This is a genomic window from Celeribacter sp. PS-C1, assembly GCF_019429625.1.
GTDB lineage: Bacteria > Pseudomonadota > Alphaproteobacteria > Rhodobacterales > Rhodobacteraceae > Celeribacter.
The window spans coordinates 114,874-137,705 of sequence record NZ_JAHXRW010000010.1; the positions used below are offsets into that span (position 1 = coordinate 114,874).

Annotated in this window: 22 protein-coding genes and 1 tRNA gene; 14 read left to right on the plus strand and 9 right to left on the minus strand. The window is 59.1% G+C overall.

All coding sequences use genetic code 11. The features are described from left to right. The first annotated feature begins 4 nt into the window (after positions 1–4). The 7 genes from J5Y17_RS14820 (at position 5) to lpdA (ending at position 8,238) form a co-directional block, all read left to right on the plus strand. Entirely contained in the window at positions 5–514 is a 510-nt protein-coding gene (locus J5Y17_RS14820) for a hypothetical protein (protein ID WP_219786070.1), read from the plus strand. 13 nt (positions 515–527) lie between these two features. After that, complete coding sequence (gene sucD / locus J5Y17_RS14825) at positions 528–1,415, plus strand: succinate--CoA ligase subunit alpha (RefSeq protein ID WP_219786072.1); 888 nt, start codon at positions 528–530, stop codon at positions 1,413–1,415. 151 nt (positions 1,416–1,566) lie between these two features. Then, positions 1,567–4,539, plus strand: a complete 2,973-nt coding sequence (locus J5Y17_RS14830; RefSeq protein ID WP_219786074.1) for a 2-oxoglutarate dehydrogenase E1 component — start codon at positions 1,567–1,569, stop codon at positions 4,537–4,539. 4 nt (positions 4,540–4,543) lie between these two features. Continuing rightward, positions 4,544–6,043: a 2-oxoglutarate dehydrogenase complex dihydrolipoyllysine-residue succinyltransferase gene (gene odhB, locus J5Y17_RS14835; RefSeq protein ID WP_219786076.1), complete on the plus strand. Its 1,500-nt coding sequence runs from the start codon at positions 4,544–4,546 to the stop codon at positions 6,041–6,043. A gap of 110 nt (positions 6,044–6,153) precedes the next feature. Beyond that, the gene (locus tag J5Y17_RS14840; protein ID WP_219786078.1) at positions 6,154–6,420 is read left to right on the plus strand and encodes a hypothetical protein; all 267 of its coding nucleotides are present in this window, start codon (positions 6,154–6,156) and stop codon (positions 6,418–6,420) included. Further along, complete coding sequence (locus tag J5Y17_RS14845) at positions 6,417–6,812, plus strand: MAPEG family protein (protein ID WP_219786080.1); 396 nt, start codon at positions 6,417–6,419, stop codon at positions 6,810–6,812. The genes J5Y17_RS14840 and J5Y17_RS14845 overlap by 4 nt, the downstream gene beginning before the upstream one ends. A 31-nt stretch (positions 6,813–6,843) precedes the next feature. Beyond that, positions 6,844–8,238, plus strand: coding sequence for a dihydrolipoyl dehydrogenase (gene lpdA / locus J5Y17_RS14850; protein ID WP_219786082.1), 1,395 nt, complete (start codon positions 6,844–6,846; stop codon positions 8,236–8,238). A 55-nt stretch (positions 8,239–8,293) separates the two neighbouring features. Here lpdA and J5Y17_RS14855 read toward each other — a convergent pair whose 3' ends face one another. From J5Y17_RS14855 to J5Y17_RS14865, 3 genes are all read right to left on the minus strand, one after another. Beyond that, the gene (locus tag J5Y17_RS14855) at positions 8,294–8,764 is read right to left on the minus strand and encodes an acyl-CoA thioesterase (RefSeq protein WP_219786084.1); all 471 of its coding nucleotides are present in this window, start codon (positions 8,762–8,764) and stop codon (positions 8,294–8,296) included. A 312-nt stretch (positions 8,765–9,076) separates the two neighbouring features. After that, positions 9,077–9,730, minus strand: coding sequence for a GntR family transcriptional regulator (locus J5Y17_RS14860; protein WP_219786117.1), 654 nt, complete (start codon positions 9,728–9,730; stop codon positions 9,077–9,079). A gap of 31 nt (positions 9,731–9,761) precedes the next feature. After that, positions 9,762–10,457 (minus strand): M48 family metallopeptidase, encoded by a 696-nt coding sequence (locus J5Y17_RS14865; protein WP_219786085.1) that lies wholly within the window; start codon positions 10,455–10,457, stop codon positions 9,762–9,764. 160 nt (positions 10,458–10,617) lie between these two features. On the opposite strand from J5Y17_RS14865, the gene J5Y17_RS14870 reads away from it, so the two are divergent. Further along, a complete protein-coding gene (locus tag J5Y17_RS14870) occupies positions 10,618–10,932 on the plus strand; it encodes a TIGR02300 family protein (RefSeq protein WP_219786087.1) in 315 nt (104 codons plus the stop codon). A gap of 148 nt (positions 10,933–11,080) precedes the next feature. Further along, a tRNA-Ala gene (locus J5Y17_RS14875) sits at positions 11,081–11,156 on the plus strand. Positions 11,157–11,309: 153 nt separating this feature from the next. Here the strand turns inward: J5Y17_RS14875 and J5Y17_RS14880 are convergent. The 6 genes from J5Y17_RS14880 to J5Y17_RS14905 form a co-directional block, all read right to left on the minus strand. Beyond that, positions 11,310–12,089 (minus strand): coniferyl-alcohol dehydrogenase, encoded by a 780-nt coding sequence (locus tag J5Y17_RS14880; protein ID WP_219786088.1) that lies wholly within the window; start codon positions 12,087–12,089, stop codon positions 11,310–11,312. Between the two features lie 180 nt (positions 12,090–12,269). Then, positions 12,270–12,758: a GAF domain-containing protein gene (locus tag J5Y17_RS14885; protein ID WP_219786090.1), complete on the minus strand. Its 489-nt coding sequence runs from the start codon at positions 12,756–12,758 to the stop codon at positions 12,270–12,272. 3 nt (positions 12,759–12,761) lie between these two features. Beyond that, positions 12,762–13,511, minus strand: coding sequence for an ABC transporter ATP-binding protein (locus J5Y17_RS14890; protein ID WP_219786092.1), 750 nt, complete (start codon positions 13,509–13,511; stop codon positions 12,762–12,764). Next, positions 13,508–14,359 (minus strand): ABC transporter ATP-binding protein, encoded by an 852-nt coding sequence (locus J5Y17_RS14895; protein ID WP_219786093.1) that lies wholly within the window; start codon positions 14,357–14,359, stop codon positions 13,508–13,510. Before J5Y17_RS14895 ends, J5Y17_RS14890 begins: the two co-directional genes overlap by 4 nt. Beyond that, positions 14,356–15,258, minus strand: coding sequence for a nickel transporter permease (gene nikC / locus J5Y17_RS14900; protein WP_219786094.1), 903 nt, complete (start codon positions 15,256–15,258; stop codon positions 14,356–14,358). The genes J5Y17_RS14895 and nikC overlap by 4 nt, the downstream gene beginning before the upstream one ends. Before the next feature lie 14 nt (positions 15,259–15,272). Continuing rightward, positions 15,273–16,220: an ABC transporter permease gene (locus tag J5Y17_RS14905; RefSeq protein ID WP_370628967.1), complete on the minus strand. Its 948-nt coding sequence runs from the start codon at positions 16,218–16,220 to the stop codon at positions 15,273–15,275. Positions 16,221–16,565: 345 nt separating this feature from the next. Here J5Y17_RS14905 and J5Y17_RS14910 point away from each other — a divergent pair, with 345 nt between their 5' ends. From J5Y17_RS14910 to J5Y17_RS14930, 5 genes are all read left to right on the plus strand, one after another. Further along, on the plus strand, positions 16,566–17,180 hold the full coding sequence (locus J5Y17_RS14910) for a helix-turn-helix domain-containing protein (protein ID WP_219786098.1): 615 nt from the start codon (positions 16,566–16,568) through the stop codon (positions 17,178–17,180). 43 nt (positions 17,181–17,223) lie between these two features. Then, positions 17,224–18,813: an ABC transporter substrate-binding protein gene (locus J5Y17_RS14915; protein ID WP_219786100.1), complete on the plus strand. Its 1,590-nt coding sequence runs from the start codon at positions 17,224–17,226 to the stop codon at positions 18,811–18,813. Positions 18,814–18,887: 74 nt separating this feature from the next. After that, the gene (locus J5Y17_RS14920; RefSeq protein WP_219786102.1) at positions 18,888–19,994 is read left to right on the plus strand and encodes a Xaa-Pro peptidase family protein; all 1,107 of its coding nucleotides are present in this window, start codon (positions 18,888–18,890) and stop codon (positions 19,992–19,994) included. A 254-nt stretch (positions 19,995–20,248) separates the two neighbouring features. Then, positions 20,249–22,177, plus strand: a complete 1,929-nt coding sequence (locus J5Y17_RS14925; protein ID WP_255572111.1) for a methyl-accepting chemotaxis protein — start codon at positions 20,249–20,251, stop codon at positions 22,175–22,177. A gap of 432 nt (positions 22,178–22,609) precedes the next feature. Beyond that, positions 22,610–22,832: acetyl-coenzyme A synthetase N-terminal domain-containing protein (locus tag J5Y17_RS14930; RefSeq protein WP_304518556.1), on the plus strand; the 223-nt coding region annotated here is incomplete at its 3' end.

The following is a 22,832-nucleotide window of genomic DNA, read 5'->3' on the forward strand; positions in this document are numbered from 1 at the left end:
CCTGATGCGCCAGTGGGTATCATTCATCGCAGTTTCTGCTTTTGCCTTTTCGTTGACGGCTTGCGTCGATGGGACGACATCCCCGACAACTTCGGGACCTGTCGCACCTAGTAGCAAATCCGTCGACTTGACGGGCGCAGTGACCCTGTTCCAAAGCGTCTGCTTGGATGGTGCTGCCTCGCCTGCAAAAGCGAAGGCTGCGATCGATGGCCTGCCCATGCGGCAGCACCCCGAGACTGGGACCTACTACCACAACAGCCTGAACCTGTCCTTTAAGCTTATCCAAGACGATGGCGTTAGCACGTGTTCGATGGTGTTCGCATCTCGCGACCCCGCCGGACAACTCGCAATCGCATTCTCAGCAGCCGCCCAATCCGATTCCTCTATCAAAGTGGATGTGGCATCTGGTTACGCTGAAGCTAATGGACCCAAAGGCACCAAATTCACTTTCAGACCGGTTCCGATTTCGGGCGACGTTCCCCTCTACAACGCACGTCTGACATCCGGCAAATAAGAGAGATCTGATAATGGCAATTCTCGTAGACGAAAACACCAAGGTGATCTGTCAGGGCTTCACCGGCTCGCAAGGCACCTTCCACTCTGAACAAGCCATCGCGTATGGCACTAAAATGGTTGGCGGCGTGACCCCGGGCAAAGGTGGTTCGACCCACCTCGACCTGCCGGTCTTCAACTCCGTGCACGAAGCCAAGCACGTCACCGAAGCCAATGCTTCCGTGATCTACGTGCCGCCGCCGTTTGCTGCGGACTCCATCCTTGAGGCAATCGACGCCGAGATGGAACTCATCATCTGCATCACCGAGGGCATTCCGGTGCTCGACATGATGAAGGTGAAGCGCGCGCTGATGGACTCCAAGTCCCGCCTGATCGGTCCGAACTGCCCGGGTGTCATCACGCCGGACGCCTGCAAAATCGGCATCATGCCGGGTCACATCCACAAGCGTGGCTCCGTGGGCGTCGTAAGCCGCTCTGGCACGCTGACCTATGAGGCTGTGAAACAGACCTCTGACTTGGGCCTCGGCCAGTCCACCGCAGTGGGCATCGGCGGCGACCCGATCAAAGGCACCGAGCACATCGACGTACTCGACATGTTCCTCGACGATCCGGAAACCACCTCGATCATCATGATCGGTGAAATCGGGGGCTCCGCAGAAGAAGAAGCCGCCGAATTCCTCGCCGAGCAGAAGAAAAAAGGCCGTTGGAAACCGACCGCTGGCTTCATCGCAGGCCGCACCGCCCCTCCGGGCCGCCGCATGGGCCACGCAGGCGCCATCGTCGCCGGTGGTAAAGGCGACGCGGAATCCAAGATCGAAGCAATGAAATCTGCTGGCATCATCGTGGCCGACAGCCCGGCCACGCTGGGCGAAGCCGTGCAGGAAGCCATTGCCAAAGGCTAAGGCGTAAAGCGCCATGCAGCCTTGCGAAGAGAGGCCTGCATTTGACAAAATTCGCCTGCGCCCTTTGTAAAGAAAGGCGCAGGCGCACCCACAAAAGGCAATGCGATCCTGCCCTCGAAACGGAAACGCACCCCAGATCAAGGTCAAACCGATGAACGACCAGAGTCCCAACGACATCTTCCACGCCTCCTCCTTTATGCAGGGGCACAACGCGGAATACCTTGAACAGGTCTACGCCCAGTATTCTCAGGACCCCACCTCCGTGGACGCCTCCTGGGCGGAGTTTTTCCAGTCTCTCGGAGATGCGGCAACGGATGTCACCGCCGAAGCGGCAGGCCCCTCCTGGGCCCGTATGGACTGGCCGCCGGTGCCGAATGACGAGCTGACCCATGCTCTGGACGGTCAATGGGCCGAACCTGCTGCTGCGGCCGATGCCGCCGGCAAAAAAATCAAAGAGAAAGCCGCCGAAAAAGGCGTCGCTGTCTCCGAGGATCAGATCAAACGCGCCGTGCTCGACAGCATTCGCGCGATCATGATCATCCGCGCCTACCGTATTCGTGGCCACCTCATCGCCGATCTCGACCCGCTCAAGATGCGCGATCAGGAACCGCACCCGGAGCTCGATCCGCGCACCTACGGCTTCACCGAATCCGACATGGATCGCCCGATCTTCATCGACAACGTGCTGGGGCTGCAACACGCCTCGATGCGCCAGATCATCGATGTTCTGCAACGCACCTATTGCGGCACCTTCGCGCTGCAATACATGCATATCTCCGACCCGGAGCAGGCCGGTTGGCTCAAAGAGCGGATCGAAGGGTTCGGCAAGGAAATCCAGTTCACGAAAAACGGCCGCCGCGCCATTCTGAACAAACTGGTCGAGGCCGAGGGCTTTGAGAAATTCCTCCATGTGAAATACATGGGCACCAAACGTTTCGGTCTCGATGGCGGCGAAAGCCTCATCCCGGCGATGGAACAGATCATCAAACGCGGTGGCAACCTCGGCGCGAAAGAGATCGTGATCGGCATGCCGCACCGCGGGCGTCTGTCCGTGCTCGCCAACGTGATGTCGAAACCCTACCGCGCGATTTTCAACGAATTCCAGGGCGGTTCCTTCAAGCCCGAGGACGTGGACGGCTCCGGCGACGTGAAATATCACCTCGGCGCCTCCTCCGACCGTGAATTCGATGGCAACAAGGTCCACCTGTCCCTGACCGCCAACCCCTCGCACCTTGAGGCGGTGAACCCGGTGGTTCTGGGCAAGGCTCGCGCCAAAACCGACCAGAACAACGATCCGGAACGCACCTCCGTTATCCCCGTGCTGCTGCACGGTGACGCGGCCTTTGCGGGCCAAGGCGTCGTGGCCGAATGTTTCGGCCTCTCCGGCCTGCGCGGTCACCGCACCGGCGGCACGATCCATATCGTCGTGAACAACCAGATCGGTTTCACCACCGCTCCGCACTTCTCGCGTTCTTCGCCCTATCCGACCGATATCGCCCTGATGGTGGAAGCCCCGATCTTCCACGTCAACGGCGACGATCCTGAGGCCGTGGTCCACGCCGCCAAAGTGGCCACCGAGTTCCGTCAGAAGTTCCACAAAGACGTCGTTATCGACATCTTCTGCTACCGCCGCTTCGGTCACAACGAAGGCGACGAGCCGATGTTCACCAACCCGCAGATGTACACCAACATCAAGCGGCATAAGACCACGCTGCAACTCTACACCGAGCGCCTCGTGGCTGACGGTCTCATCCCCGAGGGCGAGATCGAAGATATGAAAGCCGCCTTCCAGGCGACGCTCAACGACGAGTTCGAAGCGGGCAAGACCTTTAAGCCTAACAAGGCCGACTGGCTGGACGGGCGCTGGTCGCACCTCAACAAAGAGGGCGACGAATACCAGCGCGGTCAAACCTCGATCACCGAAGAGACCATGGCGCAGATCGGGCGTTCGCTGACGCAGGCGCCCGAGGGCTTTAACCTGCACAAAACAGTGGGGCGCCAATTGGACGCCAAAGCGCAGATGTTCGAAACCGGTCAAGGCTTCGACTGGGCGACCGGCGAAGCGCTGGCATTCGGCTCGCTTCTGACCGAGGGCTACCCTGTGCGTCTCGCAGGTCAGGACTCGACACGCGGCACCTTCTCGCAGCGTCACTCAGGTCTGATCGACCAGGCCTCCGAGGACCGCTACTATCCGCTGAACCACATCCGTGAGGGTCAGGCGCATTACGAGGTCATCGACTCGATGCTCTCTGAATACGCCGTGCTCGGGTTCGAATATGGCTACTCGCTGGCCGAACCGAACGCGCTGACGCTTTGGGAAGCCCAATTCGGTGACTTCGCCAACGGTGCACAGATCATGTTCGACCAGTTCATCTCTTCGGGTGAATCGAAATGGCTGCGGATGTCCGGTCTTGTGATGCTTTTGCCGCATGGCTATGAGGGTCAGGGCCCGGAACACTCCTCCGCACGTCTCGAACGCTTCCTGCAAATGTGTGGTCAGGACAACTGGATCGTGGCAAACTGTTCGACGCCTGCGAACTACTTCCACATCCTGCGTCGCCAGCTGCACCGCTCCTACCGGAAGCCTCTGGTCCTGATGACGCCGAAATCGCTTCTGCGTCACAAGCTCGCGACCTCCGTGGCTGCCGACTTCACCGATGGTTCGTCCTTCCACCGCGTGCTCTGGGATGATGCCGACGCCAACTTCGGCACCGGCAAGTCCGACATCAAGCTGAAAGCGGACAAGGACATCAAACGCGTCGTGATCTGTTCCGGCAAGGTCTACTACGACCTCTTGGAGGCCCGCGATGCCGCCGGCAAGGACGACACCTACATCCTGCGTCTCGAACAGTTCTACCCGTTCCCGGCGCTCTCGATGGTCAAAGAACTTGAGCGCTTCAAAGACGCCGAAGTCATCTGGTGTCAAGAAGAGCCCAAGAACCAAGGGGCCTGGACCTTTGTCGAGCCCAACATCGAATGGGTGCTCACGCGCATCGGCGCCAAGCACACGCGTCCGGTCTACGCCGGTCGCGCCGCCTCCGCCTCTCCCGCCACGGGTCTGGCGTCTCAGCACAAAGCACAACAGCAAGCGCTCGTGAACGATGCGCTCAATATCGAAGGGTAATCCTATGTCCGTTGAAGTCCGCGTCCCGACCCTGGGTGAATCCGTGACCGAAGCCACCGTCGCCACCTGGTTCAAAAAGCCCGGCGACACCGTGGCGGTCGATGAAATGCTCTGCGAGCTGGAAACCGACAAGGTGACCGTCGAAGTGCCCTCCCCCGCTGCTGGCGTGCTGGGTGAAATCGTCGCCGCCGAGGGCGAGACCGTGGGTGTCGACGCACTCTTGGCCACGCTGTCTGAGGAAGGCAACGCAGGCCCCGAAGAGGTCGCCCCGCGTCACCACTCCGAAATGGTCGAAGACAAACCCGCCGCCTCCGGTGGCTCCGTCGACATCATGGTGCCGACCTTGGGCGAGTCTGTGACCGAAGCCACTGTGGCGACCTGGTTCAAAGCCGTGGGTGACAGCTTTGAGGCCGACGAGATGCTCTGTGAGCTGGAAACCGACAAGGTCTCCGTCGAAGTTCCGGCCCCGGCTGCGGGTGTGCTGACCTCCATCATCGCGAACGAAGGCGACACGGTCGCCGCGGGTGGCAAACTGGCCGAGATGTCCTCGGGTGCAGGTGCCGCCGCTGCGAAACCTGCCGCCGCCGCTCCGGCTGCGGCCCCTGCCGCCTCAGGCAAAGACGTCGAGAATGCGCCGTCGGCCAACAAACTTATGGCCGAAAAAGGTGTCGATCCCTCGACCGTCTCCGGTTCCGGCAAAGATGGCCGCATCATGAAAGAAGACGTGCTGAACGCGCTGAACAAACCGGCGGCTGCCCCGGCCCCGGCTGCGGCTCCTGCCGCTCCGCGCGCTGCCGAAGACGTGGCCCGCGAAGAGCGCGTGAAAATGACCAAGCTGCGTCAGACCATCGCGCGTCGCCTGAAAGAGTCGCAAAACACCGCCGCCATGCTCACCACCTACAACGAGGTGGACATGACCGAGGTGATGGCGCTGCGCAACCAGTACAAAGACCTCTTCGAGAAGAAACACGGCGTGCGCCTCGGCTTCATGTCCTTCTTCACCAAGGCCTGTGTCCACGCGCTGAAAGAAGTGCCGGAAGTGAACGCCGAGATCGACGGCACCGATGTGGTTTACAAGAACTACGTCAACATGGGCGTCGCTGCGGGCACCCCGCAGGGCCTCGTCGTTCCTGTCATCCGCGATGCCGACAGCATGTCCTTCGCCGAGATCGAAAAAGCCATCTCGGAAAAAGGCAAACGTGCGCGTGACGGCAAACTGTCCATGGCGGAAATGCAGGGCGGCACCTTCACCATCTCCAACGGTGGTGTCTATGGCTCCTTGATGTCCTCCCCGATCCTGAACCCCCCGCAGTCCGGCATCCTCGGCATGCATAAAATTCAGGACCGTCCGATGGCCATCAACGGTCAGGTCGTCATCCGCCCGATGATGTATCTCGCCCTGTCCTACGATCACCGCATCGTCGACGGCAAAGGCGCCGTGACCTTCCTCGTGCGCGTCAAAGAAGCGCTGGAAGATCCGCGTCGTCTGTTGATGGATCTGTAAAACCATATGGGCGGGCCGAATGGCCCGCCCTCCTTTTCTCAAGACGCGCGTGACCCTTCTTCTATATCGCATCGCGACCCTGACCCGCACAGTAGAGCGCTGAACCGCAAATGACCCGAGAGACAGATAGCAAGACTTCTGCCCTGACATCCCGCCTCGCCCGTCTCGACGCGGCGCAGGTTCAGGCGGCTCAGGTCGTTCTGGCGGTTCTCGTGCTCAGCGTCTCAAGCGCGGTGGGTCACTCTGGTCTGTTCAACGCGCATTTCGCCATGATCGGCCAAATCTTTGGCGGGCTGTGGCTGGCGCTTGCGGCGATGCAACTCGTTCAAGCCGTGCAAAAAGACGCGACCAAAGAGACTGAGGCAGAGGACGCATGACCCCCCTCCTCACCCTCCTCGCCCTCGCTGGCCTCTTGCACATCGCGCAATTCGTGGTGGCCTCTTATATGGCGAACGTCGATCTGGGGCCGGGATACACCACCTCGCCCCGCGACCGGGCACCCAGCCGCGAGATGCGCAAGACCACGGCGCGGATGCTGCGCGCCTATGACAATCACATTCAGATGTTCCCCTTCTTCGCGGCGGGCGTGTTCCTGATCCACCTGACGGATCAGTCGAGCGCCGTGACCCTCAGCGCGGGCGTGGGCTATCTGATCGCAAGGGTGCTTTACGTGCCCGCCTATGCTTTCGGCTGGCAGCCGTGGCGATCCTATATCTGGATGATCGCCATGACCTGCTGCGCCATTCTGTTCATCGCCGCGCTGATCTGAGCGGCTCGAAATACTGACCAAGGAGAAGACCATGGCATCCTACGACGTGATCATCATCGGCGCTGGCCCCGGCGGCTACGTGTCCGCCATTCGCTGCGCCCAACTGGGCCTCAAGACCGCCGTGGTCGAGGGCCGCGAGACGCTGGGCGGCACCTGCCTCAACGTCGGCTGTATCCCGTCGAAAGCGCTGTTGAATGCGACGCACCACCTGCATGAGGCGGAGCACAATTTCGCCGCCATGGGTCTCAAGGGCAAAAGCCCCTCCGTCGATTGGGCACAGATGAAATCCTATAAGGACGACGTCGTGGGCCAGAACACCGGCGGCATCGAATTCCTGTTCAAAAAGAACAAGATCGACTGGCTCAAAGGCTATGGCTCCATCCCGGAAAAGGGCAAAGTCAAAGTTGGCGATGAGGTCCATGAGGCCAAGAACATCGTGATCGCGTCTGGTTCCGTGCCGACCTCCCTGCCGGGTGTCGAGGTGAACAACGAAGGCGGCATCGTGGTCGACAGCACCGGCGCGCTGGAATTGCCAAAAGTGCCGAAGAAAATGGTCGTGATCGGCGCGGGTGTCATCGGTCTGGAACTTGGCTCCGTCTATGCCCGTCTGGGTGCCGAAGTGACCGTGGTGGAATTCATGGATTTCATCACCCCCGGCATGGACGCCGACGTTCAGCGCACCTTCAAAAAACTGCTGGAAAAACAAGGCCTCAACTTCGTTCTGGGCGCTGCCGTACAGAATGTCGAAGCCTCGAAAACCAAAGCAAAGGTCAACTACAAGCTCAAGAAAGACGACAGTGAGCACACGCTCGACGCCGACGTCGTTCTGGTCGCCACGGGCCGCAAACCCTACACCGACGGGCTTGGCCTTGACGCTCTGGGCGTGGAATTCACCCCGCGCGGCCAGATCAAAACCGACGCGCATTGGGCGACCAATGTACCGGGCATCTACGCCATCGGCGACGCCATCGTCGGCCCGATGCTGGCCCACAAAGCCGAGGACGAAGGCATGGCTGTCGCCGAGGTTCTGGCCGGCAAACATGGTCATGTGAACTATGACGTGATCCCCGGCGTGATCTACACCTCGCCGGAGGTTGCCACCGTTGGCAAGACCGAAGCCCAGCTGAAAGAAGAAGGCCGCAAGGTCAAAGTGGGCAAGTTCTCCTTCATGGGCAACGCGCGCGCCAAGGCCGTGTTCCAGGGCGACGGCTTCGTGAAACTGATCGCGGACGCGGAAACCGACCGCCTCTTGGGTGCGGCGATCATCGGCCCGGCTGCGGGCGACATGATCCACGAAATCTGTGTGGCGATGGAATACGGCGGCTCTGCGCAAGACATCGCGCTCACCTGCCACGCCCACCCGACCTACTCGGAAGCCGTGCGCGAGGCCGCTCTGGCCTGTGGCGACGGTCCGATCCACGCATAAGGTTTTTGGGTCATTCAGACACAGAAAAGGCGCTCTCCGGAGCGCCTTTTTTCGTTTACCCTTTTGCGGCCTCTTCCAGCCGCTTGGCGTGCTCGATGCGCAGCTCCTTGCGCAGTTCGGCCGCCCGCCAACGTTTCTTGTCCGTCTCCGTCTCAGGGGTGAACTGTGGAACGGCGACGGATTTGCCCTCTTCATCGACGGCAACCATGGTGAAATAGCACGAATTGGTGTGGCGCACGGTTTGGGTGCGGATGTTTTCCGCCTCGACACGGATGCCGATCTCCATCGAGGTGCGTCCAACATAATTCACCGTCGCCCGGCAATGCAGCAACTCGCCCACATGGATCGGCTGTTTGAACATCACCTGATCAACCGAGAGCGTCACCGCGTATTGTCCCGAATAGCGCGAGGCACAGGAGAAGGCCACGAGATCGAGCAGCCGCAAAAGCGCGCCGCCATGCACCTTGCCCGAAAAATTCGCCAAATCCGGCGTCATCATTTCGGTCATTTCCAGATAACGTGCCATGCTCACTGCCCTTTGCGCCACTCCGTCTTCACACAGAAGACTCCGCGGCGCAGAAAAGGTCAAGCCACAGACAGGTCCGTGACGGACCCGAGACAGGCGTCGGTGCGGCCTCTTAGAACGTGAGATTAAGGTGAGAAGGGATCGCCACAACGCGATCCCTTCTCGTCCGACCCGTCATCGGGGGGGGGTGATAAGGGCCGGAAACTGTCAGGGGTCAATAACGCCTCAAGACAATGAAATGCCAACAGAAAAATGACGTGTCGGCGGAAAGCCTCTCATTGAGGCGCCACGCCGTCAAAGCTGCAAGCCGTCTTAGACGGCCAGCATCCGCAGCCCCTGCGTTACATCGGAGCGCACCGCAAGCCGCAGTCCCGGCTCATCCCCCGCCCGCAAAGCCGCGACGATCAAGCGGTGATTGTGCGGCACCTCTGTGCGGTTAAGACGGGCATATAGCGCGCGCATCGTTGGCCCAAGTTGAAGCCAGACGGTTTCGGTCAGGGCCAGCATCGCCGGCGCCTGCGCACGCAAATAGAGCGTGCGGTGGAATTCAAGATTGGCGCGGATGTAGCCCACGTCGTCATGTTTCGCGACCATCTCGGCAATCGTGCCATTGATCGTCTGAAGCCGGTCGATCAGCGCCATATGCGCCCGTGGAAGAGCGCGAGAGGCCAGCTCCGGCTCAATGAGCGCTCGGATCGAGGCCAGTTCTTCCAAACGCTCGTTCGACAGCTCCGGCGTGCTCACCCGACCCGAGGCCGACAGGTTCAGCCCGCCATCGGCCACCAGCCTCCGCACCGCCTCGCGCGAGGGTGTCATAGAGACATCGAACATCTTGCCAATGCCACGCAGGGTCAGCGCCTGACCTGGAACGAATTCGCCGTGCATAATGCGCGTGCGCAAGGCGCGGTAGACCCTGTCATGGGCAGCCGTTGGGGTCTCTGTCGGGCGGATCGTGGGCGTAATCATGCGGGCAAATGTGATCACAAAGACGGGAATGTCAATCCGTCTCGAACCGCCACGCATGAAGCTTTTCACCCTCTGTATGCAGCCAGCGCCGATGCGCAGCATGGTCCGGGCAGACGCGCGCGACATGGGCCCAGAACCGATCAGAGTGATTCATCTCCAACCGATGCGCCACCTCATGCGCGGCGACGTAGTCGAGCACCTCCACGGGCGCCATCACCAAACGCCAAGAATACATGAGATTGCCCGCCGAAGTGCAGGAGCCCCAACGCGATCGTGGATCGCGCAGGGTGATCCGTCCGTAATCTGTGCCCAAGAGCGCCGCATAGCGATCAGAGGCCTCGCGCAGACGCATTTGGGCCTCGAGTTTAAGAAACGCCTTCACCGGTGCCGCAACGCGGGCCGCTTCGCCGGGCACCTCAAGCCGCCCATCGTTCAACCGCGCGCGACGTCCCTGCCCCGGCACGATCTCCACCTCGCGGCCCAAAAACGGCACACGAGCGCCAAACGCCGCGCTTTGCTCCGGCGCGCGCGTCCCGAGATGTTTACGTATCCAATCTTCCTTTTCGCGCAGGAACGCCAAGGCTTCGCGTTCTGGCAAGCGCGTCGGCATCGACAAAGTTACCCGCCCGTCAAGACGTGACACCCGCAAGGACAGCCGCTTTGCCCGGCTCGACCGTCGCAAAGTCACCCCGACCGGCGGGTTTCCATCCAGAATAATGTCGCCCATACTTGCCTCTCTCGTCCGCTCTCCCCACATATCGTGGCAATGGACCCGAGGCCACGCTCTTTACCGTTTTTTGAGGGAAAAGCCTTTGACAGCCCCCTTGCGATATGGCATGGCGCGCAGGTCTCCACATATGGATCAGATTTAACGAAAGGGATTCATCATGCCCAAAGAGGAATGGGGCGTAAAACGCGTCTGCCCCACCACCGGCAAACGGTTCTATGATTTGAACCGCGATCCGATCGTGTCTCCCTACACCGGTGAGATCGTAACGTTTGACGTGAACAACAAGTCCCGCGTTGCCATCGCCGAGAAAGAAAGCACCAAGCCGGCTGAAGATCTCGAGAATGACGACGATCTGCTCGTTGATGACGACGCAGACATCGATCTCGATGACGATCTGCTGGATGATGACGAGGATGACGATAACGTCTCCCTAGACGAGATTGCCGACGTCGCATCGGACGACGACGACTGATCTAAGGATCAATCGACAGGGCAGATGGGAAATTTCATCTGCCTGTCATTTTTTCGCTTGCAACGTCTGGCGAGACAAAATAGGAAGCGCGGGCGGACGGGAAACGCCCACCCGCACCATCGCCTGACCGACGACAAACCGGTCATTTGGGGCCTTAGCTCAGCTGGGAGAGCGCCTGCATGGCATGCAGGAGGTCAGCGGTTCGATCCCGCTAGGCTCCACCAAATTCCCTTACGAAACACGACGGAAACTTTGACATCCCGGTCAGAGGCTTTGTCGTTTTGTCATCCTGCGCTGTCACAAAACAGGCACGCGTTAGGTTTTGCCCCAAAGCCTTATGAACCGGCTTTGGGACGTTTCTCTGGGGTTAACTCACGTTACTGCAATCCGTTCGACGTCGCCTTGATATGCGCGCGCATGCCACCGTCGGTCGGGATGTTGACGCCACGCAGCCAGAGGGAACCATCGGAGAGCAAGAAGGTGACAACTGGCGCGATGTCGGTCGGAGTGCCAGGCCGGTCCATGATGCGCATGTCCTCTTCGGCACGTTCGCCAAGAGTTTCGATGAAATCTGCGAGAATCGGCGTGTCGACCGGGCCGGGGCTTACGGCGTTCATCCGAATACCGCGCTCACGCCATGTCCAACGATTCTCATGGGTCCAGGCCACGAGCGCCTGTTTGGTGAAGAAATAGCTGTTCTCTGCCGTAATATCGTGACTGTCGCAAAAGGCCGCGACACCCGCGTGGGTCAGCCCCTCTGCGGCTTTGATCTTGGCCACTTCGCCTTCCCAGCCTAGCCCTGCAAGAGAGGCAAGGTTCACGATGGACGCGCCGTCGGAGAGGCTGTCCACAACACCCAGCGTTAGCTTTTTAAGCGCCACGAGATTGACCGTCAGAACCACATCTTTCGGCGCCGTCGGCGGCACGCCTGCGATATTCGCAAGACCATCCGCCTTCAACGGCTTAAGAGCCTCAATGAGCCGGTCAAGCGCTGCTTCATCCGTCAGATCAACCTGATGAAACGCATCCAATTCAAGTGAAGGCGCATTGCGGTCGACACCGATCACTTTGCCACCCGCCGCCTTAATTTGTTTCGCGGTTTCCTGGCCGATACCAGACGACACGCCCGTCACAATGATGGTTTTGTTTTTAAGCATAAAATAGTCTCCTCACTCAGCAGCCGATGGGATGCTGTCACGAATGTAGCCTTCCCATTGGAAGGGTCCATCCTCATTGGGGAGACGAAATGCGAAATCTGATGAGATAGAGGCCGATACATATGGCCTGACGGGGCAACGGCGCGAGATCGCTGCCCCTGAAATGCTAGGGCGAAAAGATCACGCCGCGTAGGCCAAAACCGCCATCGCAGGCAGGCGCAAGATCTCATGGGCCATATCCACGCGCTCAGGCGTGTAGTAGCCTTCTTCGTGCAAAATATTGACCGTCGCCACCATCTTGCCTCCCAAGATCACCGGCAGGTTGATCACCGAGCCGCAACCGAGTTTGCCGATCAGCTCCGCATCCGGGAAAACCGTGTCGATATCGGCCAAAGTGTTCGACACAAAGGTCTCGTGGCGGCCATGCACCTGATTGAACCAGCGATTCATCTCAATGGGTTTGGTGTTGGTGGTTGGATAGTTCTCCGCGTCGTCGGTGTAGACACGGCGCGCCAGCATGGCGTCCATATCTGCGGTCATCACCGTGAACAGTTTGGCGCCCACCGTGGATTTGGTGAGCGCACAAAGCGCGTCATAGGCCTGCTCTGTGGTCTCGGCCTCAGAGAATGCCTTTTCAAATGCATGGCGCGCCGATGTTGTATCCGTCATGTCTTAGTCCTTGCGGTCTGGATTGCCGCCCGAAGCGGCGTAAAGGGATTGCGTGTAAGGATCGGAGAAACTGCCGTCGTGAAGCGCGCTTGCGGGGGCGATCTCGACGATCCGGCCTTTGTTCATCACCGCCATACGGTCGCACATAAAGCTCACCACAGGCAGGTTGTGGGTCACCATCAAATAGGTCAGCCCCTGTTCGCGACGTAGTTTCTTCAACAGGTTGAGAATCTCCGCCTGTACCGACACATCAAGCGCAGAGGTCGGCTCGTCCAACAGCATCACCTTGGGCTCAAGCATCAAGGCGCGCGCAATCGCGACCCGCTGCCTTTGTCCACCCGAAAGCTGATGCGGATAGCGGTAACGGAACCGCCGGTCGAGGCCGACTGCGGCCAACATCTCTTCGACGCGCTGATCACGGTTGCCCAAGCCGTGGATTTTCAGCGGCTCGCTGAGCACCTGATCGACAGATTTGCGCGGGTGCAGGGAGCCATAAGGATCCTGAAACACCATCTGACACCGTGTGGCGAAGGCATGATCGACACCATGCCCCCGACGCTCCCCCAGAACCGAAATTTCTCCGGTCCAGTCCGGCGCCAGCCCAGCGATGGCCTTGAGAATGGTCGACTTGCCTGAGCCGCTTTCCCCCACGAGCGCAAAACTCTCGCCCTCAGCGACGTCGAAATTGGCGCCCTCGACGACCTTCGTCGTTCCGTAGGACACATCGAGATTTTTCAAAGAAATGGCTATCATGTGCCGCTCCATGTGCTGCGATCTAGGACCGGAAGTTCGTCTCGTGTTTCTTCCATCCGCGGCACGGCGGCCAACAGCCCGCGCGTGTAAGGATGCGTCGCCTTGTGAAGATCAGCTGCCGCGCAGCTTTCCACCACCTGCCCCGCATGCATCACCAAAATGCGGTCGCAATAGCGGGCCACCAGATTGAGATCATGAGAGATGAGGATTAGTCCCATGCCTTTTTCGCGCACCAGTTCGTCGATGAGATCGAGCACCTGCGCCTGAACGGACACGTCCAAGGCGGAGGTTGGCTCATCCGCGATCAACAGATCGGGGCGCGGGATCAGCATCATGGCGATCATGATGCGTTGCCCCATGCCGCCAGAGACCTCATGCGGGTAAAGTGTCACAACGCGCTCGGGATCATTGATCCTCACTGCATGCAGCATCTCAAGAACACGGCTTTTAACCGCGCTCCGGGCGAGGCGCTCATGCGTCTTGAGCGCTTCGGCAATCTGATCACCGATGGTCATCACCGGATTGAGCGAAAACTTGGGATCCTGCATGATCATCGAAATCCGTGCGCCGCGCAGGTCGCGCATTTTGCGCTCCGACAGCGATTGCAGGTCGATGCCGTCGAACAGAATCCGATCCGCCTGTTGCACGCCGGGCCGCCGGATCAGCCGCAAGATGGCCCGCCCGGTCATGGATTTTCCCGAGCCGCTTTCGCCAACAATCCCAAGCCGTTCGCGCCCGAGCGTGAAGGACAAGCCTTTCACCACATCGACGCGGCCCTTCGGCGTCGGAAAGCTAACACGCAAGTTTTGCAGATCCAAAAGCGGCGCTTGTGTCTTCTCTGAGGTCATGATTTGCCTCCTTGCTTCGGGTCCAGAACATCGCGCAGTCCATCCCCCAAAAGACAGAAACCCAGCGAGACGATGATGATTGCAAAGCCCGGCATCGTCGCGACCCACCATTGATCGAGGATGAAAGCCCGCCCGCGCGAAATCATCGCGCCCCATTCCGGCAAGGGCGGCTGCGCACCCAATCCCAAAAAGCCAAGCCCCGCCGCCGTCAAGATGATGCCCGCCATATCCAGTGTCACCCGCACGATCATCGACGAGGTGCAGAGCGGCAAGACATGGCCGACAATGATCCGCGTATGCGACGCGCCCAAGAGACGCATGGCGGAAATGAATTCGGAATTGCGAAAGGTCAGGGTCTCCGCCCGCGCGATCCGCGCATAGGCCGGCCATGAGGTGATCGCGATGGCGATGATCGCATTCTCGATGCCCGGCCCAAGGGCGGCCACAAAGGCCAGCGCAAGGATCAGCTTTGGCATAGACAGGAACACATCGGTGATCCCCATCATCACCTTGTCGACCCAACCGCCGAAGTAGCCCGAGATCGCCCCAATCAGCAACCCGAGCGGCGCCGAGATCACGGCGACCAGCGCCACGATCAAAAGCGTGATGCGCGCGCCGTAAATCACTCGGCTGAAAATATCGCGGCCCAACTCATCGGTGCCCATCCAATGCTCGGCTGAGGGGGGCAAAAGACGCTGACCGAGGTTCTGCCCCAAGGGGCTATGCGGCGCGATCCAAGGCGCAAACATCGCGGCAAGGATCAAGGCCAGAAGGATCAAAGCGCCAATCACGGTCAGCGGATTTCGCATCAGCATCCGCAACATGCGGTAACCGTTGCCCAAAGAGGCCTGAAGGCGCGAGGACGGCGAATCTGCCAGAAGCCAATCTGTCATGGTCATGATTTCATGCCCCCTTATCGGCTGCGCGGGTCGAGAATGCGATAGAGTACATCCGACAGCTTGTTGATGAGAATAAACACGGCGCCGATCACCAGCGTCGCACCAAGTACGGCATTCATATCGGCGTTCAGCAAAGCGACGGTCAGATAGTTGCCGATCCCCGGCCAGCTGAAGACGGTCTCGATCATCACCGAGCCCTCCAGCAAAGCGGCGTAAGACAGGCCGATCACTGTGATCAGCGGCACGCGGATCGGACGAAACCCGTGCGCCCAGATCACCCGCCATTCGGACACGCCCTTGACACGCGCCGTGGTGATATATTCCTGCCCAAGCTGGTCGAGCATGAAACTGCGGGTCATACGGGCGATATAGGCCAGCGAAAAGAACCCGAGGATGGTGGCCGGCAGGATCAGGTGATCCAAGGCATTCCAGAACACCTCCCAATCCCCCGCCAGTGCGGAATCGACCAACATAAGCCCGGTTCGCGACGGCACCAAACCTTCGTAAAAGATGTCGACCCGGCCCGGCCCCGCGACCCAACCAAGGCCAGCGTAGAAGATCACGAGCCCGACAAGCCCGAGCCAGAAGGCCGGAACCGAATAACCCAGCAGTGCAAAAACGCGGATTAGCTGATCCACCCAAGTGCCCTGACGTGCGGCAGCCCAGACGCCCAGCGGCACACCCATGCCAACGCCGATGAGGATGCCGATGGTCGCCATCTCAAGCGTCGCCGGAAACACCCGCGCCAGATCTTCAGCCACCGGGCGATTGGTCGACACCGAAAGCCCAAGGTCGCCGCGAAAGACGTCACCGACATAGGAAAAGAACTGCACCACGAGGGGTCGATCCAACCCCATCGCGACGCGCGCGGCGTCATATTGCTCTTGCGTGGCCCGGTCTCCGACCACCGACAAAACAGGGTCGATCGGCACGACCCGGCCGATGAAAAAGGTGATCGCCATCAATCCCAAGAAGGTCAGGAGCGTGACGACCGCGAAGCCACCTAGGGCACCGGCGGAGCGGCGCAAGGCGTGGGACGATAGGGTTGTACTCACGGAAGAGACCCTTTTCTGTGCGGGCCAAACCCCTGAAAAACAAGGCGTTTGACGTCATGAACTGTCTGCACCGCTTGATCTGCGGCGCGGAGATATGGATTTCAGGCATAAAGGATTTCTAAAAATGTGCAAAAAAAATTTTGCCTGACAAAAATTTTTTTTGTAGCGTAGCTGTGTGCCGCGACCGTTCAGAGGCGTCACGCCAGCAAAGAACAACGCGGCAAAGCCGGGAACCGACAGAGAAGAGCCAACATGCAACGGGACAAAACCATCCAGGAGACCAAACTCGGCCCTGCGATTCGCAAGCGTCGCAAACAGCTGAAGCTGACATTGCAGGCCCTCTGCGACGCCTCAGGCGTGTCCGTCGGCTACCTGAGCCAGGTTGAACGCGACAACGCCACGCCCTCACTGGGCACCTTGGCGCAGATCGCAGACGCGCTTGACGTCGGGCTGGATTACTTCATCTCCGCCTTCAAACCCTCGGACGGGCTGACCCGCTCCGGCGAACGCGCACTCTTTGCGCTCGACAATTCGTCGCTGCGCTACGAGGCCCTGAGCGCCAACTTCCCTGGCTCAGAGATGTCGAGCTACATGCTCCATATCCCGCCGGGCTATGCCTCCGAGATCGTCAGCCACGAAGGCGAAGAGATCATCTATGTCCTCGAGGGCGAGATCGAGCAACAGCTGGGCGAGCAGACCTTTCGTATGAAAGCCGGCGACTCCCTTCACTACAAGGGCGACACCACCCACGCCTGGAGCAATCCGACGAGCGACACAGCGCGCATCATCTGGACCGGCACCCTGACGGTGCTGAACCGCTCTGGCATGATCGACCTGCCGGAAATTTCCAAAAAACAGGACGCGTAAATCGCGCCATCCCCCCTTTTTCTTTCCAACAAGGAGACCCTCCGTGAAACACCTCAAACGAACCCTGCTGGCCAGCGCCCTGATGCTGCCGCTGGCCATGCCGGCAGCCATGGCAGAGACCCCGGCCGATGTGCTGGTTGTGGCTCAAAACATCGACGACATTGTCGCGATCGACCCGGCGCAGGCCTATGAGTTCACCTCTGGCGAGCTGGTGTCGAACCTCTACGACCGACTCGTGCAATACGATGCCGTCGACACCACCACGCTCGCGCCGGGGCTGGCCGCTGAGTGGACGGCGGACGCAGAGGCCAAGACCATCACCTTCACACTCCGGGACGGTGCGACCTTTGCCTCCGGCAACCCGGTGACCGCCGCCGACGTGATCTATTCCTTCTCCCGCGTGGTGAAACTGAACCTGACGCCCGCGTTCATTCTGACCCAGCTCGGTTGGACGGCGGACAACATTGGTGACATGGTCACCGGCGAGGGCAACACCGTCACCGTCAAATATGACGGCGACTTCTCTCCGGCCTTTGTGCTGAACGTGCTGGCCGCCCGTCCGGCGTCCATTGTCGACAGCGCACTGGTGCAAGAGAACGAAGTGGACGGCGACATGGGCAACGCGTGGCTGAATGCTAATGCCGCAGGATCCGGCCCCTTCACCTTGCAACGCTACACCGCCGGTCAAATGGTGCGGATGCAATCCAACCCAACCTATTTCAACGGCGCACCCGCCATCGACAGCGTAATCATCCGCCACGTCGCCGAAAGCGCCACGCAACAGCTGCTTTTGGAACAAGGGGACGTGGATCTTGCCCGCAACCTGACCCCGGATCAAGTCGCCTCTCTCGACAGCGAAGGCCTCAAGGTCGAAACCTACCCGCAGGCCGCCGTGCATTTCCTGTCCTTCAACCAGAAAACCGACAGCTTGACCGATCCCTCTGTCTGGGAAGCCGCGCGCTATCTCGTGGACTACAAAGGCATGACGGACAGCATCATCAAAGGCCAGATGGAAGTGCATCAGGCGTTTTGGCCAAAGGGCTTCCCGGGCTCCTACGATGAAACGCCGTTCTCCTATGATCCAGAAAAGGCCAAACAAATCCTCGAAGAGGCTGGGATTGAAACCCCGATCACCGTCACACTCGACGTGATCAACGCCGCGCCTTTCACCGATATGGCGCAGTCCCTGCAGGCAAGCTTTGCCGATGCGGGCATCAACTTCGAAATCTTGCCAGGGACGGGCAGCCAGGTGATCACCAAGTACCGCGAGCGCAGCCATGAGGCGATGCTTTTGTACTGGGGCCCGGATTTCATGGACCCGCACTCTAACGCCAAGGCCTTTGCCTATAACTCGGATAATTCCGATGACAACTACGCCGCGACGACGACATGGCGCAACGCCTGGGCCGTTCCGACGGAAATGAACGAAAAGACCATGGCCGCGCTGTCCGAGAGCGATGCGGACACCCGCCTCGAGATGTATCGCGAGTTGCAACAGGAGGTTCAGGCAGAGTCTCCGATCGTGATCATGTTCCAAGCGACGTATCAGGTGGCGATGGACGCCGACGTGTCGGGCTATGTGAACGGCGCGACCTCGGATTTCGTCTACTACCGATTGGTCGAAAAAGACTGATCCAGATTTGACGCGGGCCGCTCCGGCGGCCCGTTTCACTCCACTCCCCAAACTGATCCCTTCGGAGCCAACGCATGTCTTCATTCCCCGTGACCAACGCCCGTCTTGCCGCCCTGCGCACCCGCATGGCTGAGACCGGCACCGATCTTGTTGCGCTCGGACCGTCCAGCCATATGGCTTGGCTCTCCGGAGTGCATCCTCATGGGGACGAACGCCCGGTCATGCTTTTGGTCGCTCAAGACTATGCGGGCTTCCTCATGCCCGCCCTGAACGCCGCCGCGGCCCGTAAGGACACCGATCTGCCCTTTCATCCCTGGTCTGACGATCAAGGCCCCGAAGCCGCGCTGAGGGCGCTTTTGGAGGCTTGCGGCGTCACGGCCCCAAACCTCTCCGTCGTGCTGGACGAAACCATGCGCACGGATTTTGCCCTGCGCCTTTTGGATGCGCTGGACAGCCCGCGCCGCCGTTTCACCGAAGACACCGTGGGCTTGCTACGCGCCGCCAAAGACGACAGCGAATACCGTGCCCTCAAAGCCGCGCACTTGGCCAATGACAAAGCCGTCAAAGCCGCCTTCGCCGCGCTCGAAGAGGGCGTGACAGAGGCCGAGATCGTCGAGTTGATCAAATCGGAATATGCCGCCATGGGCGCCGCGCTGGAGTTTTGCTCCGTCTGCTTTGGTGAATCCGGCGCCTTCCCGCATCACACACCGGGTGCCGCGCCGCTCAAACGCGATATGGCGGTGTTGATCGACACGGGCTGTCGATTGGATGGCTACCCGTCGGACATGACGCGCTGCGGCTACTTCGGCCAGCCCGAAGACGGCTACGCGGAAGTATTTTCCGTGGTCGAACAAGCTGTCCAAGCCGCACTTGCCGCTGCGAAACCCGGCGTGCGTGCCTGTGACATCGACAAAGCGGCCCGCGACGTGATCACCGCGGCCGGCTACGGGGATCGCTTTTTGCACCGTACCGGCCATGGCCTCGGCGTGGACATTCACGAGCCCCCTTATATCGCCGCAAACTCGGACGTGGTGCTCAAGGAAGGGAATGTGTTCTCGATCGAGCCGGGCATCTATCTCGATGGCAAATTCGGCATCCGGTTGGAAGAAATTGTCATTCTGCGCGAAGACGGGGCGGAGATTTTTTCCGAGATGCCGCGCGACATGGTCCACGTCGGCTGAGTTTCTCGCGAGTCCTTAAACACGGCGGATGATTGTGTGCGAAGTCATTCAAATTATAGATTTTTCGCTCAATGTTTCCGAAAGCCCCGCCGTAGCGATTAAATGTAAATAATTTCAAATTCTTGCGACTTAGACCCAACATATTCGCCCCACAATCAGCTTTCCCAAAACAGGAGTAGATGCACCGAATATTAAGAAGCAGGCGGCCATTCTCTGCGGAACTGATGTTCACTTTCCGCAGAAATGGGGCCGAAATGCTTCGAGCACTCCTCGCAAAGCTCTCCGTACGAATTTACGCCATCGTGCTCGTGTCGATGATCATGATCCTGTCGCTCACACAAATCATCATGAGCATTTCCTATGACACTTCCTTTCGCATGCGAGAACAGCATCTTAGCGACGTCATCGACACTGTCGCCTCGAACCTAGAGATGCTTGAGCAAGAAGTTCAGGCCGGAAAACTGTCCCGCGAAGAAGCCTATGCCATCGCGCGAGACCGCATTATGACCCTCAATTACGACGAGGATGGCTATTTCTTTGCTTTCGAAAAAAGCAATCGCATGATTGCTCATCCGACCAAGCCGGAGTGGATTGGTCAGGACATGTCGAGCTATGCGGACACCCGCGGCACCAACATTTTTGTCGCCATGACCTCGCTCGTGAAAGAGCAAGGCCGTGGCACCATCACCTATTTCTTCGACAAACCAAATGGCAAAGGCGATGAAGAAAAAATCAGCTATGTCGCGGAATTCCAGCCTTGGGGTTGGATCATCGGCACAGGCTCTTACCTATCCGACATACAAGCCCAAATGGCGATGATGAAAAAGGTCGGCCATGGCGTTGAATTGGTCACGTTGGCCTTACTACTCGGGGTCTCCACCTTACTGGTACGCAGCGTCACCAAACCCTTGAATGCGATCAAGTTTCGAATGTCCGAGATGTCCGACGGCGACACGACAACACCTGTGCCGATGACCAAAAGCAAAAGCGAAATTGGCGAAATGGCTCGTGTGCTCGAGGTCTTCAGGAACGCGCTCGTCGAGCGCGAAGAACTGGCGCACCAACAGACACTCAAAGACGCCGAACTGGCACAGGAGCGTGAAGCAAATCTCGAACGCGAACATCTTGCTCAAAAACGAGAAGAACAAGCTGAAGAGCAACGCCGACAGGACCAAGAGGCCGCTCGCTTGGAAAAAGAAAGAGAGCGTGCATTGGTCGAAAAAGAGCGCGAGCAAAACCTCAAAGAGCAGCAACGTGTTGTGGAGTCTTTGGCCACAGGGCTCGGCGCGATGTCGCGCGGCGACTTGACCGTGCGCATCGAAGAGGCCTTCCCGACTTCCTATGAAAAGCTGCGCAACGACTTCAACAATGCGGTCGAAAAGGTCGCGCATCTGGCCGCTGCGATTGCGGAGGGCGCGGTGACTATCATCAATGAAACCGATAACCTCAACAGCGCTTCCTTGGATCTCAGTCGCCGGACGGAAACCCAAGCAGCATCGCTCGAAGAATTCGCCGCCGCCATCGCACAGCTGGCTGCCTCTGTCGAAAGTTCCGCCAAAAGCGCGAGACATGCTGCAGCAACCGTCGGACAAACGAAAGATCGCTCCGTTGATGGACGCAATGTGGTGCAGCGCACCGTCGAGGCCATGAATGACATCGCTGAGAGCTCGACCCAAATCTCCAAAATCACGACTGTGATCGACGACATCGCGTTCCAGACCAACCTTCTGGCTCTGAACGCGGGTGTCGAAGCGGCTCGGGCCGGAGAGTCGGGGCGCGGCTTTGCCGTTGTCGCCTCCGAAGTTCGCGCGCTGGCTCAGCGCAGTTCGGAAGCCGCCAATGAGATTGCCAAACTCATCGAAACCTCAGGGCGCCAGGTCCAAGAAGGCGTTCAACTCGTCAACGCATCTGGAAGCGCACTGGCGGAAATTGAATCTCTCGTTACAAACTTGGATGGCCTGGTGCAGACAATCGCCACCTCCGCGTCCGAACAATCTGTTGGCTTGTCAGAAATCACAACAGCCGTCAGTCAACTCGATCAAGTGACGCAGCACAATGCGGCGATGTTCGAAGAAACCACGGCAGCACTGCAAGCTTTGAAAGCGCAGGCCACATCCCTCGAACGGGACAGCGCACAACTCAAAACAACACAGAGCGGAGACGAACTGCGCCTCGCCTCCTAAACTCTCCCCAAGCATCATATGTCCGCCCCCCTCCGGGCGAGTATCAAGCTGGTCCACTGCGGCTTCGAAAAGAGGCTGGAACAGAGTGAAGCGCGGAGCGCGGCCGGAGCGCTCCCTCAGCCACCGCCGCTGCGTTCCGATGTTTGGTCAACATCTTCATCACGCCAAAGTCTCGGAATATGCGGCGTTCGCTAAAAGCACTGCGAGCGCCTCAATGAGCAAAGGTCCTCACCAGCCCCAAAAGAGTTAGAATATGCGTCTTCGATTTGTTAACAATATTTACAAGGATTAGTAAATTTTCGTGAACATCTTCACAAAGAACATATTCAAGTCTCGCAAGACACGCGCGTTTTTACTTCAGACTCTGTAAACCTGATTCTGAGGAGAAGGCTTATTCTTCGAGTGAGCCGCATTTTGAGTTGGGAGGCGATTATGTCGGAAGACATGACCAAAATGACCGCACCTTCGGAGTCTTTTGCCGAACGTGCACATATCAATGCTGAAACCTACGAGACCATGTATCAGCGCTCCGTCGACGACCCTGTGTCTTTCTGGGCGGAACAGGGCAAGGTTCTTGACTGGATGGAGCCCTACACGCAGGTGAAGAAGACCTGTTTCGACTTCGGTCGCGTCGATATCAAATGGTATGCCGACG

What these genes read in the sequence shown, in the direction of transcription:
- J5Y17_RS14830 (WP_219786074.1), top strand. Translation starts at nt 1,567, where the DNA reads ATGAACGACCAGAGTCCCAACGACATCTTCCACGCCTCCTCCTTTATG.
- J5Y17_RS14820 (WP_219786070.1), top strand. Translation starts at nt 5, where the DNA reads ATGCGCCAGTGGGTATCATTCATCGCAGTTTCTGCTTTTGCCTTTTCG.
- nikC (WP_219786094.1), bottom strand. Translation starts at nt 15,258, where the DNA reads ATGACCATGACAGATTGGCTTCTGGCAGATTCGCCGTCCTCGCGCCTT.
- sucD (WP_219786072.1), top strand. Translation starts at nt 528, where the DNA reads ATGGCAATTCTCGTAGACGAAAACACCAAGGTGATCTGTCAGGGCTTC.
- J5Y17_RS14905 (WP_370628967.1), bottom strand. Translation starts at nt 16,220, where the DNA reads ATGGCGATCACCTTTTTCATCGGCCGGGTCGTGCCGATCGACCCTGTT.
- odhB (WP_219786076.1), top strand. Translation starts at nt 4,544, where the DNA reads ATGTCCGTTGAAGTCCGCGTCCCGACCCTGGGTGAATCCGTGACCGAA.
- J5Y17_RS14845 (WP_219786080.1), top strand. Translation starts at nt 6,417, where the DNA reads ATGACCCCCCTCCTCACCCTCCTCGCCCTCGCTGGCCTCTTGCACATC.
- J5Y17_RS14855 (WP_219786084.1), bottom strand. Translation starts at nt 8,764, where the DNA reads ATGGCACGTTATCTGGAAATGACCGAAATGATGACGCCGGATTTGGCG.
- J5Y17_RS14895 (WP_219786093.1), bottom strand. Translation starts at nt 14,359, where the DNA reads ATGACCTCAGAGAAGACACAAGCGCCGCTTTTGGATCTGCAAAACTTG.
- lpdA (WP_219786082.1), top strand. Translation starts at nt 6,844, where the DNA reads ATGGCATCCTACGACGTGATCATCATCGGCGCTGGCCCCGGCGGCTAC.
- J5Y17_RS14925 (WP_255572111.1), top strand. Translation starts at nt 20,249, where the DNA reads ATGCTTCGAGCACTCCTCGCAAAGCTCTCCGTACGAATTTACGCCATC.
- J5Y17_RS14880 (WP_219786088.1), bottom strand. Translation starts at nt 12,089, where the DNA reads ATGCTTAAAAACAAAACCATCATTGTGACGGGCGTGTCGTCTGGTATC.
- J5Y17_RS14885 (WP_219786090.1), bottom strand. Translation starts at nt 12,758, where the DNA reads ATGACGGATACAACATCGGCGCGCCATGCATTTGAAAAGGCATTCTCT.
- J5Y17_RS14870 (WP_219786087.1), top strand. Translation starts at nt 10,618, where the DNA reads ATGCCCAAAGAGGAATGGGGCGTAAAACGCGTCTGCCCCACCACCGGC.
- J5Y17_RS14865 (WP_219786085.1), bottom strand. Translation starts at nt 10,457, where the DNA reads ATGGGCGACATTATTCTGGATGGAAACCCGCCGGTCGGGGTGACTTTG.
- J5Y17_RS14840 (WP_219786078.1), top strand. Translation starts at nt 6,154, where the DNA reads ATGACCCGAGAGACAGATAGCAAGACTTCTGCCCTGACATCCCGCCTC.
- J5Y17_RS14860 (WP_219786117.1), bottom strand. Translation starts at nt 9,730, where the DNA reads ATGATTACGCCCACGATCCGCCCGACAGAGACCCCAACGGCTGCCCAT.
- J5Y17_RS14920 (WP_219786102.1), top strand. Translation starts at nt 18,888, where the DNA reads ATGTCTTCATTCCCCGTGACCAACGCCCGTCTTGCCGCCCTGCGCACC.
- J5Y17_RS14890 (WP_219786092.1), bottom strand. Translation starts at nt 13,511, where the DNA reads ATGATAGCCATTTCTTTGAAAAATCTCGATGTGTCCTACGGAACGACG.
- J5Y17_RS14910 (WP_219786098.1), top strand. Translation starts at nt 16,566, where the DNA reads ATGCAACGGGACAAAACCATCCAGGAGACCAAACTCGGCCCTGCGATT.